The organism is Candidatus Arsenophonus lipoptenae (genome assembly GCF_001534665.1).
In the GTDB taxonomy this organism is placed as follows: Bacteria; Pseudomonadota; Gammaproteobacteria; order Enterobacterales; family Enterobacteriaceae; genus Arsenophonus; species Arsenophonus lipoptenae.
On record NZ_CP013920.1, the window covers coordinates 223,798 to 238,110 of the forward strand.

Genomic DNA, 14,313 nt, shown 5'->3' on the forward strand with positions numbered 1-14,313 from the left:
TTTACAAATTTGGAAAACCTAATTTCTTACGGGAAATATAATAAACTTCTGCTACTCTTTTAGTTAAAGTACGAATACGTAAAATATATCGTTGTCGTTCAGTAACCGAAATTGCTTTACGTGCATCTAATAAATTAAATAAATGAGTAGCTTTTAAAATACATTCATAAGCTGGTAAGGGTAGTGAAATTTTTAGTGAAAGTAAATCTTTAGCTTCTTTTTCATACCATTCAAAACTTTCAAATAAAAAATTAATATTAGCACATTCAAAATTATAAACTGATTGCTCAACTTCATTCTGATGATAAATATCACCATAAGTTATTTTGCCTAATAAGCCATCTGACCAAAGTAAATCATATATATTATCCACTCCTTGAATATACATAGCTAATCTCTCAAGACCATAAGTTATTTCACCTGTAACAGGTTTACATTCCAAACCACCTACTTGCTGAAAATAAGTAAATTGAGTGATCTCCATTCCATTTAACCAAACTTCCCAGCCCAACCCCCAAGCTCCTAAAGTTGCATTTTCCCAATTATCTTCTACAAATCGGATATCATGAGTGGTTAAATCTAATTCCAAAGCTTTTAATGAATCAAGATACAATTCTTGAAAATTATCTGGTGATGGTTTAATAATAACTTGAAATTGATGATACCGTTGTAAACGATTAGGGTTTTCACCATAACGCCCATCAGTTGGTCGTCGAGATAGTTGCACATAAGCTGCAGCTACTGGTTCAGGACCTAGTGCCCTTAAAAAAGTCATTGGATGAGAGGTTCCTGCACCTACCTCTATATCTAATGATTGGATAATACTACAACCTTGACAAGCCCAGTAGTCTTGCAATGCAAAAATTAACTCCTGAAAAACCTTAATATTAAATTTTTTTATATTAAACTTACATTGCATACTGAATTTACAAATAAATTATAATTATTAACATCGTTAACTATATAACATAAAATGTCAATATTTATGTATTGAAGTAAAATTAATTCATAAACAAAAATAATAATGCAAAATAAAAAATATAAGACAAGCTTTCATTATTATTTTATACATATACTGTTATTAGATTTTAATATATAATATTCTATTAATAATATTATTATAAATAATAAAGTACATATACAGACATTTTATATATAATGTTAATGATTCTTTATTTCTATTTTATAAACTATTAATATAATTTTTTTGTTTTTAATATGTCAATATTAATACATTAAATAAACATAAAAAATGATCCAAGAAACTTATATTATAAATATAAAATTTATTTTCTTTTTTATTACAGATTTTTTATTACAAAATAATCATCAAAATATTAATTTTTATAACTAATTAAAATATTATTAATGCATTTATAATTTTGTGATAAAAATTTATATTTTGAGAATATTCAATTATTAACTGAATAATTAAAAACTATGATACAGGGAACATTGTATGTTATATCTGCTCCAAGTGGTACTGGAAAATCCAGTCTTATCAAAGCTTTATTAAAAACTCAATTATCTTATAATATAAGAGTATCTATTTCACATACCACTAGAATGAAACGTACTGATGAAAAAAACGGAGAACATTATTTTTTTATTACCAAAGAAAAATTTCAAAAAATGATTAAACATAATGATTTTTTTGAATATGCTTATATTTTTGGAAATTATTATGGAACTTCTCGTTCAATAAATGAAAAAATTCTTAATAGTGGTGTTGATGTATTTCTAGAAATAGATTGGCAAGGAGCACAACAAATCAGAAACAAAATGCCTAGAGTTTGCACTATTTTTATATTACCACCATCTAAAAATGAATTAATGCATCGGTTATATACACGTGGTCAAGATAGTGAAGAAAATATCAATATACGTATAAAACAAACAATTACTGAAATAAAACATTATAGAGAATATGATTACATCATTATTAATGATGATTTTAATATTGCATTAGATAATTTAAAATCTATTATTAAATCTAGACATTTAAAATTGAAATATCAAATGCATAGATATGATAATTTAATTAATAAATTATTGGAAGATTAAAAAATATTTAGTATAATAAATAAAATTTTTTTATCTTTGGATATTATAATATGGCTCGCGTAACAGTTCAAGATGCAGTAGAAAAAATCGGTAATCGTTTTGATTTAATTTTAGTAGCCGCATGTCGTGCTAGGCAATTACAAATAAAAGGTAAACATCCTTTAATTAAAGAAAATAACGATAAAGTCACAGTAATTTCATTAAGAGAAATAGAATCTGATTTAATTAATATTAGTATTTTAGATATGATTGAACATAAGGAATCACAAAACAAACAACTATAGAAATGTAAAAAAGTATCTAAATATTATTAAAAAAGTACATTGTTAACTTGAAGGTAAGTGTAAATTGTGCCTATTTGAAGTCCTAAATAATTTTTTTCGGGAATATCTCTCAAAAAAACAGATCTTATTGCTACAACAAGCTTATATTGTTGCTAGAGATGCACATAAAGGACAAATACGTTTAAGTGGTGAACCTTATATCACTCATCCAGTAGCAGTGACATGTATTTTGACAGAAATGCGTTTAGATCATGAAACATTAATGGCTGCATTACTGCACGATGTTATCGAAGATACATCTACATCTTTTCAAGATATAAAACAACTGTTTGGCAAGACAGTTGCTGGACTAGTTGAGGGGGTATCAAAACTAGATAATTTTAAATTTCGTGATAAACAAGAGGCTCAAGCAGAAAATTTAAATAAAGTTATTATGGCTATGGTTCGAGATATTCGCGTAATTTTAATTAAACTAGCAGATCGAACCCATAATATGCGTACTTTAGGATTCCTAGGTATAGAAAAAAGACGTAGAATAGCAAAAGAAACATTAGAAATTTATAGCCCACTAGCACATCGTTTAGGCATTAATCATTTAAAAACTGAATTAGAAGAATTAGGATTTGAAGCACTCTATCCTAATAGATATAAAATGATTAAAGAAATAGTAAAGACGTATCATTATAATAGAAAAGAAATAATAAAAAAAATAATAACAGAAATAGAATATAGATTATTAAAAGCTAAAATACCTTCTAGGGTATACGGTAGAAAAAAACATTTGTATTCAATATACCAAAAAATGTGCCTTAAAGAACAATGGTTCCATTCAATTTTAGATATATACTCCTTTCGCATCATAGTTCATGATATTGATACTTGTTATCGTGTTCTTAATCAAATACATTGTTTATATAATCCTAGGCCAGGACAAGTAAAAGATTATATTGCTATTCCAAAAGTAAATGGTTATCAATCTTTACATACATCAATGATTGGACCGCACGGTATACCAATAGAAATACAAATTCGTACTGAAGACATGGATCAAATAGCAGAAATGGGTATAGCAGCTCACTGGAAATATAAAGAACAAGAAAATTCTTGTATAACTACTCAAATTAAAACAAAACGTTGGATACAAAGTCTATTAGAACTACAAAAAAATACAGGTAATTCTTTTGAATTCATAGAAAATATAAAATATGAACTTTTTCCAGATGAAATTTATGTTTTTACACCTAAAGGTAGTATTATAAAACTACCTACTGGAGCAACTCCAGTTGATTTTGCCTATGCTATTCATACAAATATAGGTCATGCATGTATTGGAGCTAGGGTAGACCGTCAACCTTATCCTTTATCTAAATCTTTAAGTAATGGACAAACCATAGAAATTATTACTTCTCCTAGAGCTCAACCAAGCTTAACCTGGTTAAATTTTGTTGTTAGTTTAAAAGCAAGAACAAAAATACGTCAAACACTTCAAAATTTAAAACTAGAAAACACTATTAATTTAAACAGTAAATTACTAAATCAATCTTTAAGTAAAGATATAAATATAAGATAATAATAAAATATTATAGCAAAAAAAATTGATATTAGATATTTATTTATAAATATTTATTAATTAATAATATAAATCTTAAATTTGCATTAATATTACGATGATTATTATTAAATAATAGGTAAATAATTTTAGATTTAAAATTATTTAATTAACGTAATTTTATATTTATAGTTATTTACTATACTAAAAAATAATAAAAATATAATAGAAAACTGCATAAAATCTATAAAACAGATTAAATTTATTTAATTATCCTTATTTTTTATAAATATATTATGTCAACTAATATTAGTCACTAAACTACACTTTTAATGTCTTAGATTTAAATAAAATAAAATAATAAATATTAAAAATATATTTTTAATATTATAGTTTATATTTTATTTTTAATAAAATATAAACTAGTAAATACAAAAATAACTTTATAGATTAATTGATGTTCAGTTTTAATTTATTTTCTTTAACAAATGCTAAAAATAGTTGACGCTCCTTACCTGTTAATCTGCTTGTATAAGGTAAATTTGCAACTAATGGATTAACTGCATGCTGATTAAACCATAATTCATAGTGCAAATGAGCACCTGTAGTACGTCCTGTATTACCTGATAATCCAATACGATCACCTTTTTTTACTTTCTGTCCTGGTTTAACTAATAATTTACATAAATGCATATAACGGGTAGTATATTGAGGACTATGACGAATAGCAATAAAATTACCAGCTGCAATACTGTATTTAGATACAATAACTTCACCATCCCCAACTGCTAATATTGGAGTACCTACTGGCATAGAAAAATCTACACCCTGATGAGGTGAAATACGTCCAGTTACTGGATTAATACGTCGTAAACTAAAAGGAGAAGAAACTTTAAAAATATTAGCAGTAGGATAACGTAGAAATTCTTGCTCTAAACTATTAGCTTCACTATCATAATAGTGACCATTTTGAGCTCGAAATGCATAGTAATTTTTACCGTTAGTTAATATATATACACCTAATAAACGACTTTGTTTACTATGACCATCAATTATTTCACGACTTAACAAAATAGAAAATTTATCACCAGATTTTAGTTTTCGTAAATCAATTTGCCATTGTAGTGCTTTAGAAACCTCATGTGCTTCGTTATATGTTAAACCTGCATTAACTGCACTAAAAGTAAAATTGTTATTTATTTTACCTTGAATAACTACATCAGACCAAACACCACGACGAATTTGTTTTTCTTCATTAAATTTAGTTGATTTACCTTGTCTAGTAAATATACGAGTTTCACGTTGTGATATAATCCATTTTAATGTTTGTAATCTTCCATCTTTATTTAACTCCCAACTTAAAGTTTGTCCAACTTTTAAATTACGTAAATCTTGATATTGATTAGATAATGCTATAATATCATTAATATCTAAACTATACTGTGTTAAAACACCAGTTAAATTATCATTATATGAAATAATATATGCCTCTGTAGAAACAATTCCTTTTTCATTAATTACTCCTTCATCAGGTAATTGTTCGCTATTATTACTATCTAAACTATTTAACTTATTTTTATCAGATTTTATCTGATCTTTATTAGGAATTATAATATTTGATTTTATTTGTAATTCTTGTGAAGTAATTTTTACTTCTTGATCGTCTGATAAAATAATTATAGGTTGCCAAAATGTTATAGCTAATGTTATTACACTTAACGTAAATAACATGATTTTATGTGGTTTAGGTGAATTACTGTATGCTTGAGCTATAATTTTAGCCATCTGATACACGTTTTTAATTCCTTCTAACTAATTTTTATCTAGACAATTTTTAAATTGATTAGATAACTTTGCCAAAAACTCTACATAGCTATCTTTATTTAATTCAATACCCCCACCTAATGGATCTAATGTTCCCATATGTACATTAGTATCTTTTATAACCGCTTGAATAATAGCTGGCCTAAATTGTGGTTCAGCAAAAACACAAATTGCCTTTTCTTGAATTAACGTAGTTCTTATTTTATGTAATTTTTTTGCACCAGGATGAATATTAGGATTAATAATAAAATAACCTAATGAAGCTAAGCTATAACGTTTTTCAAAGTAACTATAAGCATCATGAAATACAAAATATCTTTTATATTTAATTGTTTGCAACATTTTATTAAGATTTTCATCAGTTTTAGTTATTTGTTCTTCAAAATAACGCAGATTTTTATCAAAATATTTTTTATATTTAGGATATAAAATAACTAATCTATGATGTATTATATTAGCTATAATACGTGCAATACATGGTGATAACCATATATGCATATTATACTCAGCATGTGAATGATAATGAAAAATATTTTTACGATTCTTATCCGGCAGATTGTTATCTATAACATGATTATGATTAGTATTTTTTAATAAAAGCTTTTTAATAGCTTGATCTTCAATTAATGATACTCTTTTATGATTTGGTAATTGAGATAATGGTTTTTTTAAAAAAGTTTCCAGATCTGATCCTACCCAAATAAAAAGATCAGCTGTTTTAATTTTTATTAAATCTGAAGGTTTTAAGAAATAATCATGCGGCGAAATACCATCAGGTAATAATATTTTTACATTAGTAACACCATCAGTTATAGCTGCTGCAATAAAACCTAATGGACGTATTGATGTAACTACATCAGCATAAGTAGTAGAAAAAATACTTAATAAAAATCCTAAAAGAAAATGTTTTTTTTTCATAATACTAAAAACATTTTTTTTTATATAACATAGATAGTATCCATAAATATATTTTATATTATGTTATAATATAATATTTTAATTATCCTGCAAGAATTATTTATAATGCAAACATTATTGAGCTTAAAAAATATCTCTGTTAATTTTGGTTCATCTAAAATTATCGAAAACATTTCCTTAGATTTACACGCAGGGGAAATATTAACACTATTAGGCCCAAATGGAGCTGGCAAATCTACATTAGCTAAAATAATACTTGGATTAATTTTCCCAACCAAAGGAAAAATAATTTATAATGCAAAACTAAATAGTGGTTATGTACCACAAAAATTATCACTGGATATAATAATGCCTTTAACAGTTAAACGATTTATGACATTAAAAACTGGCATAAAAACTAATCACATTATTCCTGTATTAATGCGTGTTGGCGCAGATCATCTTATTGATAAACAAATGCATAAATTATCTACTGGTGAAATTCAACGTATTTTACTTGCGCGTACATTACTTAATCCACCACAATTACTAGTTTTAGATGAACCAACACAAGGTGTGGATATAAATGGTCAGATAGCTTTATATAATTTAATTGATAGTATTCGTAATGAATTAAATTGTGCTGTTTTTATAATATCACATGATCTTCATTTAGTAATGGCTAAAACCGATCAAGTATTATGTATTAATAAAAAAATATGTTGCTCAGGGAGGCCTGAAGATATAGCTTTAAATCCTCAATTTATTAATATGTTTGGACATATTGCGGTAAAAAAAATAGGTATCTATCGTCATAATCATCAATAATTAATATAACTAGATTAATAATATTAATGATACAACTATAGGATATATACTATTATCATGATTGAATTATTATTACCTGGTTGGGTAGCTGGTATGCTATTAACAATTGCGGCAGGACCGCTAGGATCCTTTATTGTATGGCGACGTATGTCATACTTTGGTGATACTCTTGCTCATGCCTCATTATGTGGCATTGCTTTTGGTTTATTAATTAATATCAATTTGTTTTATTCTGTTATTAGCATAACATTTATTCTTTCAATATTATTAGTTTGGCTGGAAAAAAAACCTCAACTAGCAATAGATACTTTATTAGGAATAATTGCTCATAGTACTTTATCACTTGGATTAGTAGTAATTAGTTTAATGAGAAATATTCGTATGGATCTTATGGTGTATTTATTTGGTGATTTGTTATCAGTAACAACTGAAGATATTTTCTCAATTGCAATAGTTGTTACCATTGTTTGTTTAATTCTTATTTGGCAATGGCGTAATCTATTATTAATAACAGTAAATCAGGATTTAGCATATGTTGATGGCATAAAAATACAGCAACTAAAAATACTACTAATATTAATAACTGCTCTTACTATAGGTATAGCAATGAAATTCGTTGGTGCTTTAATTATCACATCATTATTAATTATTCCTGCTGCTACTGGAAGACATTTTTCTAAAACACCAGAACAAATGTCAATAGCTGCAATTATTAGTGGAATGGTTGCAATAACTTCTGGATTAGCTTTATCTGTATATTATGATACCCCAGCTGGTCCTTCTGTTGTAATTTGTTCTAGCATATTATTTATAATAAGTTTATTTTTTAAAATAAATAATTCAACTTAGATTAACAAAATATTTTTTAATAAAAAAAATAAATACACTTTTGTTTTATATTAATTTTTTAAACTATTTTTCAGTGACAATTTATAATGACTAAAATAGTTATAAATAATAGATTTATTATTTATTTACAAATACGTTTTTTGATTAGATAATACTTTATTTAAGATTGGATGATTATGTTAATATTTTCCTAAAATTTAACATATCAAATATAACATCAACAAATCTTTTATATAATAAATATTCATAATACATTAATACAATTTAATTGTTTAAATACTATTTCCAAACGATTAACCATAGAAGTTTGACCCATTCGTAACCAAATACGAGGATCATAATATTTTTTATTAGGTTTATCTGCACCGTCTGGATTACCTAATTGACTTTGTAAATAATCTTTATTATTTTTATAATAATTTAAAATACCTATCCAAGTTGCCCACTGAATATCAGTATCAATATTCATTTTTACAACACCGTAATTAATTGCCTCATGAATATCTTCAATATTTGATCCTGAACCACCGTGAAAAACAAAATTTATATTATTTTTTGTTGGTAAATTAAATTTCTTTGTAACATATTGCTGTGAATTTTTAAGAATTTTAGGTATCAATTTAATGTTTCCTGGCTTATAAACACCATGCACATTACCAAAAGATGCAGCAATTGTAAATCTATGACTAATTTTAATTAATTTTTCATAAGCATAAGCAACATCTTCAGGCTGAGTATAAAGTGACGCATTATCTAAACTTGTATTATCAATACCATCTTCCTCTCCTCCAGTACAACCTAATTCAATTTCTAATGTCATTCCAATTTTTTTCATCCGTTGTAAATATTGAGAACAAATATCAATATTATCCACTAAAGATTCTTCAGATAAATCTAACATGTGAGATGAAAATAAAGGTTTACCAGTAATTTTGTAAAATTTCTCGCCTACATCTAATAAACCGTCAATCCAAGGTAATAATTTAAGATTACAATGATCAGTATGTAATATTACTGCTACTCCATAATGTTTTGCCATTTTATGTACATGATGAGCGCCTGAAGTAGCCCCTAAAATTGCCGCTTTATGATCTTCTATTTTTAAACCCTTACCAGCAATAAATAAAGCACCACCATAAGAAAATTGAATAATAACCGGATAACTAACTTTAGCAGCAGTTTCTAAAACAACATTAATTGAGTCTGTACCTATACAATTAACTGCTGGTAATGCAAATTTATGCTCTTTTGCAACAGCAAAAACTTTTTGTACATCATCTCCAATGATAATATCTGGTTTTATAAATTTAAATATTTTATACATGAGATAACGTCCTATTTTAGATAGGTAATTCATAATACTTGTAATTTCTTAAATTACTTATTAAGATCGTTCTTCTAAAACTGCAACTGCTGGTAATTTTTTACCTTCAATAAATTTAAGAAAAGCACCACCACCAGTAGAAATATAAGATATTTTATCCTTAATACCAAATAGATCAATAGCTGCTATTGTATCACCACCACCAGCGACAGAAAAAGCTTGACTATCTGCAATAGCTTGTGAAATTATTGCCGTACCATTCCTAAAATTAGGCAACTCAAATACTCCAATTGGGCCATTCCACAGAATAGTTTTTGCCTCTTTAATGATATTAGTTAATATTTTAACTGATTTATCACCTAAATCTAAAATCAATTCATTATCTTTAATTTCATCAACAAATCTTAATTTTTTTTCTGCCTTAGCAGAATATTCTGTTGCTACACAAACATCATTAGGTATAAAAATATCACAAATGGATAGTAATTTTTTCACTTCTGGGACTAAACTAGCTTCATATAAAGAACGACCAATATTATAACCTTTAGCAGCAATAAAAGTATTTGCAATCCCTCCACCTACAATAATCTGATCAGCAATCTTTGTTAAAGAATCTAATATAGTTAATTTAGTAGAAACCTTTGAACCACCAACTATAACAACCATTGGCCGATCAGGATTTTTTAAAACTTTAGTTAATACTTCTAATTCAGAGGATAATAGTAATCCTGAACATGATATAGGTGCAAAATTTGCAATACCATAAGTTGATGCATGCATACGATGAGACGTGCCAAAAGCATCCATTACGTAGATATCACAAAGTGCTGCATATTGTTTAGAAAGAATTTCATCATTCTTTTTTTCTCCTATATTAAACCGTACATTTTCTAAGACTACCAATTCACCTTTAATAACTTCAACTCCATTTAAATAATCTTTTACCAAACGGACAGGATATTTAAGCTTTTCTTTTAAATAATCTACAATTGGTTGTAATGAAAAAATCTCATTATATACACCTTCAATTGGACATCCTAAATGTGATGTTATCATAACTTTTGCATTTTGTTTTAAAGCTGTTTCAATAGTAGGTAAAGATGCTCTAATTCTCATATCAGAAGTAATTTTACCATTATTAATGGGAACATTTAAATCAGAACGTATAAATATTCTTTTGTCATATAAATCTAAATCAGTCATTTTAATTAGAGACATAATTAATTCTCTTATTGAATTTTAAAATATTAAATAACTTCTAATATTAAAAATAAAATACATATATATTATCTTATACATATAGAATTACTAAATCCAGTAGTAGCCATTGCTAATGTAGTATTCAACATTCTATTAGCAAAACCCCATTCATTATCACTCCAAACAAAAATCTTAATTAAATATTGACCACTTACACGAGTTTGTGTGCCATCAACAATAGCACTATGTGGATCATGATTAAAATCTGTTGATACCAATGGAACTTCAGTATAATCAACTATACCATTAAACGACCCCTTAGCTGCCTGTTGTAAAATTTGATTAACTTTTTTTACTGTTACTTTAGATCTCACTATTACATTAAGATCAATTGCCATTACATTAATAGTAGGCACACGAACTGATATTGCTTCAAAATGATTTTTAAATTTAGGAAATATACGTGTAATACTAGAAGCTAACTTAGTATCAATTGGGATAATAGATTGGCTAGCAGCACGTGTTTTCCGTAAATCTGAATTATAAGTATCAATAACCTGCTGATCATTCATTGCTGCATGCATTATTGTTACAGTTCCATATTCGATATTTAAAGCATCATCTAATATTTTTATAATAGGAATAATACAATTTGTAGTACATGATGCATTTGATACTAATTTATCACTATTCTTTAATATGTTATCATTGACACCATATACAATAATTGCATCAAGATCACTACTTCCAGGATGAGAAAATAAAACCTTTTTTGCACCACTAGATAAATGAGCATACCCATCTTCTTTTGATCCATAAACACCAGTACAATCTAGTACTACGTCTATATCTAATGAATGCCATGGAAGTTCTTCAATTTTATCTTGATGAAATAAATGAATACTATCATTTCCTACCATTAGTAAATCTTTGTCAAGACTAATATCTAAAGTAGATCTACCATGACTAGAATCATATTTTAGTAAATGAGCCATACCTTCAGAACTAGCAATTTCATTAATTGCAACAACAGAAATTTGAGTTCTGTGATTAGATTCATAAAGAGCTCTTAATACACTACGCCCTATTCTCCCAAAACCATTAAGTGCTACTCTAACTACCATACTATTCCTTTAATTTAATAACTACTTTTTTTAACTGCTAAGAATACTGATAATTACAGCTTTTCTACTAAAAATTTTTATTATTAACAATAATTATACTGTAATTTTAAATTATCAATCTAAAAAACAAAACTTTTAGCACTTTTACGATACTAAAAAATCGCAATATACCAAAAATTTTTGCTGTAAAAAGTACATCTATATTATATAAAATGCGCAAATAATTTCATCTATTTTTTAATGTAATAAAGATTTTGCCCTAGTAATAACATTTTCTATAGTAAAACCAAATTTTTTAAATAATACTTTTGACGGCGCTGATGCGCCAAAAGTACATATACCAATAACAGAACCAGTTGTGCCAATATATTTATACCAATAATCAGGAATACCTGCCTCAATAACAAGACGAGCAGTAACTGAAGAAGGTAATACAGATTCACGATAATCAAGATCCTGTTTATCAAAAGTATCAGTTGATGGCATAGAAACTACTCTTATGTTATAACCATCAATAGTCAATTTTTCGTAAGCCTTAACAGCTAATTCCACTTCAGAACCAGTTGCAATCAAAATAAGCTCTGGTTGTTCTGTACTATCTCTAAGCACATAACCACCTTTTATAATATTAGATAATTGGTTGCTATCACGTGATTGATAACAAAGAACCTGACGTGAAAAAATTAATGCACTTGGACCATCTTTGCGTTCAATTGCATACTGCCATGAAATAATAGATTCAACTTGATCACAAGGACGCCAAGTACTTATATTTGGTGTCATACGTAAACTAGCTAATTGTTCAATAGGTTGATGAGTTGGACCATCTTCACCTAAACCTATAGAATCATGAGTATATATAAATATACTATGAATTTTCATTAATGCAGCCATACGTACCGCATTACGTGCATATTCAAGAAACATTAAAAATGTTGCACCATAAGGAATAAAACCACCATGCAAAGCAATACCATTGATAATGCCTGACATACCAAATTCACGTACACCATAGTGAATATAATTACCAGATGGATCGTGTTTTATTGATTTAGAATTTGACCACATCGTTAAATTGCTTTGAGCTAAATCAGCAGAACCTCCTAAAAGTTCAGGAAGTATATGACCAAAAACATCTAAAGTATTCTGAGAAGCTTTACGACTAGAAATATTATCAGGATTATGTTGTATTTTTTCTATAAAATTTTTTACTACAGATGACCAATTAATAGGTAATGTACCATTAATACGACGAATAAATTCATCTGCTAATTGTAAATACGAATTTTTATAAGAAGCAAATTTCTCACGCCAAATAACTTCTTTTTTTTTACCTATTGTACACGCATTCCAAGCTTTTAAAATATCTTCCGGTATCTCAAAAGATGAATAAGGCCATTCGAGTGCTTTTCTAATTTCTAAAATTTCATTTTCACCTAAAGGTGAGCCATGTACTATTTCTGAACCAGCTTTATGTAATGAACCATAACCAATTATTGTTTTGCATATTAATAAAGATGGTTTATCTATAACTTCGCGAGCTTGTTCAATTGATAATTTTATTTGTTCTGTATTATGTCCATCAATTCCATCTATAACATGCCAATTATAAGCATCAAAACGTTTTGCTGTATTATCTGTAAACCAATTTTTTACATCACCATCAATCGAAATACCATTATCATCATAAAAAACAATTAATTTACCTAATTTTAATGTTCCAGCCAATGAACAAACTTCATGTGAAATACCCTCCATCATACAACCATCACCCATAAATGCATAAGTATAATGATCAATAATATTATGGCCAGGACGATTAAATTGATTAGCTAAAGTTCGCTCAGCAATAGCAAATCCTACAGCATTTGCTATTCCTTGGCCTAGTGGTCCAGTTGTGGTTTCAACACCTGGTGTGTGGCCATATTCAGGATGTCCTGGTGTTTTTGAGTATAATTGACGAAAATTTTTTAATTCTTCTATCGATAAATCATAACCTGTAAGATATAATAAACTGTAAAGTAGCATTGAAGCATGTCCATTAGATAGAACAAAGCGGTCACGATTTATCCATTTAGGGTTAGATGGATTATGGTTCAAATAATCTCTCCAGAGTACTTCAGCAATATCTGCCATCCCCATTGGTGTTCCTGGATGACCTGAATTTGCCTTCTGTACTGCATCCATACTAAGAAAACGTATAGCATTAGCAAGAATTTTACGGGTGACCATTGTATGCTCCATAACTAATAAATCACAAAATTTATATATATTTTCTGTACATTATTTTCTATAAAATAATATATTTTATAAATATAACAATAACAAAACTTATTGATAATAAAAAACTCTTTTAATAAAAAACTTTTA

At 27.3% G+C, this 14,313-nt stretch carries 11 protein-coding genes and 1 pseudogene; 5 read left to right on the forward strand and 7 right to left on the reverse strand.

What is annotated here, in order from left to right; all coding sequences use genetic code 11:
• Position 1 precedes the first annotated feature (1 nt).
• Positions 2-901 carry a glycine--tRNA ligase subunit alpha gene (glyQ, locus tag AUT07_RS00990; RefSeq protein ID WP_066284142.1) on the reverse strand — a complete coding sequence of 300 codons (900 nt, stop codon included), beginning with the start codon at positions 899-901 and terminating at the stop codon, positions 2-4.
• A 539-nt stretch (positions 902-1,440) separates the two neighbouring features.
• On the opposite strand from glyQ, the gene gmk reads away from it, so the two are divergent.
• The 3 genes and pseudogenes from gmk to AUT07_RS01005 form a co-directional block, all read left to right on the forward strand.
• The gene (gene gmk, locus AUT07_RS00995) at positions 1,441-2,064 is read left to right on the forward strand and encodes a guanylate kinase (RefSeq protein WP_066283012.1); all 624 of its coding nucleotides are present in this window, start codon (positions 1,441-1,443) and stop codon (positions 2,062-2,064) included.
• Between the two features lie 50 nt (positions 2,065-2,114).
• Entirely contained in the window at positions 2,115-2,348 is a 234-nt protein-coding gene (rpoZ, locus tag AUT07_RS01000) for a DNA-directed RNA polymerase subunit omega (protein WP_066283014.1), read from the forward strand.
• A gap of 64 nt (positions 2,349-2,412) precedes the next feature.
• Positions 2,413-3,894, forward strand: a pseudogene (locus AUT07_RS01005) (RelA/SpoT family protein); the annotation flags it as partial.
• Positions 3,895-4,347: 453 nt separating this feature from the next.
• Here AUT07_RS01005 and mepM read toward each other — a convergent pair.
• On the reverse strand, positions 4,348-5,682 hold the full coding sequence (mepM, locus tag AUT07_RS01010; RefSeq protein WP_204200683.1) for a murein DD-endopeptidase MepM: 1,335 nt from the start codon (positions 5,680-5,682) through the stop codon (positions 4,348-4,350).
• 27 nt (positions 5,683-5,709) lie between these two features.
• Entirely contained in the window at positions 5,710-6,639 is a 930-nt protein-coding gene (gene znuA / locus AUT07_RS01015; RefSeq protein WP_066283018.1) for a zinc ABC transporter substrate-binding protein ZnuA, read from the reverse strand.
• A gap of 105 nt (positions 6,640-6,744) precedes the next feature.
• Between znuA and znuC the strand changes: the two genes are divergently transcribed.
• Both znuC and znuB read left to right on the forward strand, forming a co-directional pair.
• On the forward strand, positions 6,745-7,446 hold the full coding sequence (gene znuC, locus AUT07_RS01020) for a zinc ABC transporter ATP-binding protein ZnuC (protein WP_066283021.1): 702 nt from the start codon (positions 6,745-6,747) through the stop codon (positions 7,444-7,446).
• 57 nt (positions 7,447-7,503) lie between these two features.
• Positions 7,504-8,295, forward strand: a complete 792-nt coding sequence (gene znuB / locus AUT07_RS01025) for a zinc ABC transporter permease subunit ZnuB (RefSeq protein ID WP_066283023.1) — start codon at positions 7,504-7,506, stop codon at positions 8,293-8,295.
• Between the two features lie 244 nt (positions 8,296-8,539).
• Here the strand turns inward: znuB and fbaA are convergent, their stop codons facing one another.
• The 4 genes from fbaA to tkt form a co-directional block, all read right to left on the reverse strand.
• Positions 8,540-9,619, reverse strand: coding sequence for a class II fructose-bisphosphate aldolase (gene fbaA / locus AUT07_RS01030; protein WP_066283026.1), 1,080 nt, complete (start codon positions 9,617-9,619; stop codon positions 8,540-8,542).
• A 60-nt stretch (positions 9,620-9,679) separates the two neighbouring features.
• The gene (locus AUT07_RS01035) at positions 9,680-10,837 is read right to left on the reverse strand and encodes a phosphoglycerate kinase (protein WP_066283030.1); all 1,158 of its coding nucleotides are present in this window, start codon (positions 10,835-10,837) and stop codon (positions 9,680-9,682) included.
• Positions 10,838-10,905: 68 nt separating this feature from the next.
• A complete protein-coding gene (gene epd / locus AUT07_RS01040) occupies positions 10,906-11,943 on the reverse strand; it encodes an erythrose-4-phosphate dehydrogenase (protein ID WP_066283033.1) in 1,038 nt (345 codons plus the stop codon).
• A gap of 237 nt (positions 11,944-12,180) precedes the next feature.
• Entirely contained in the window at positions 12,181-14,175 is a 1,995-nt protein-coding gene (tkt, locus tag AUT07_RS01045; protein WP_066283036.1) for a transketolase, read from the reverse strand.
• Positions 14,176-14,313: the final 138 nt, after the last annotated feature.

Bases quoted from the DNA above. Each gene is read 5' to 3' on its own strand.
- gmk (WP_066283012.1), top strand. From the start codon at position 1,441: ATGATACAGGGAACATTGTATGTTATATCTGCTCCAAGTGGTACTGGA.
- rpoZ (WP_066283014.1), top strand. From the start codon at position 2,115: ATGGCTCGCGTAACAGTTCAAGATGCAGTAGAAAAAATCGGTAATCGT.
- mepM (WP_204200683.1), bottom strand. From the start codon at position 5,682: ATGGCTAAAATTATAGCTCAAGCATACAGTAATTCACCTAAACCACAT.
- znuA (WP_066283018.1), bottom strand. From the start codon at position 6,639: ATGAAAAAAAAACATTTTCTTTTAGGATTTTTATTAAGTATTTTTTCT.
- znuC (WP_066283021.1), top strand. From the start codon at position 6,745: ATGCAAACATTATTGAGCTTAAAAAATATCTCTGTTAATTTTGGTTCA.
- znuB (WP_066283023.1), top strand. From the start codon at position 7,504: ATGATTGAATTATTATTACCTGGTTGGGTAGCTGGTATGCTATTAACA.
- fbaA (WP_066283026.1), bottom strand. From the start codon at position 9,619: ATGTATAAAATATTTAAATTTATAAAACCAGATATTATCATTGGAGAT.
- AUT07_RS01035 (WP_066283030.1), bottom strand. From the start codon at position 10,837: ATGTCTCTAATTAAAATGACTGATTTAGATTTATATGACAAAAGAATA.
- epd (WP_066283033.1), bottom strand. From the start codon at position 11,943: ATGGTAGTTAGAGTAGCACTTAATGGTTTTGGGAGAATAGGGCGTAGT.
- tkt (WP_066283036.1), bottom strand. From the start codon at position 14,175: ATGGTCACCCGTAAAATTCTTGCTAATGCTATACGTTTTCTTAGTATG.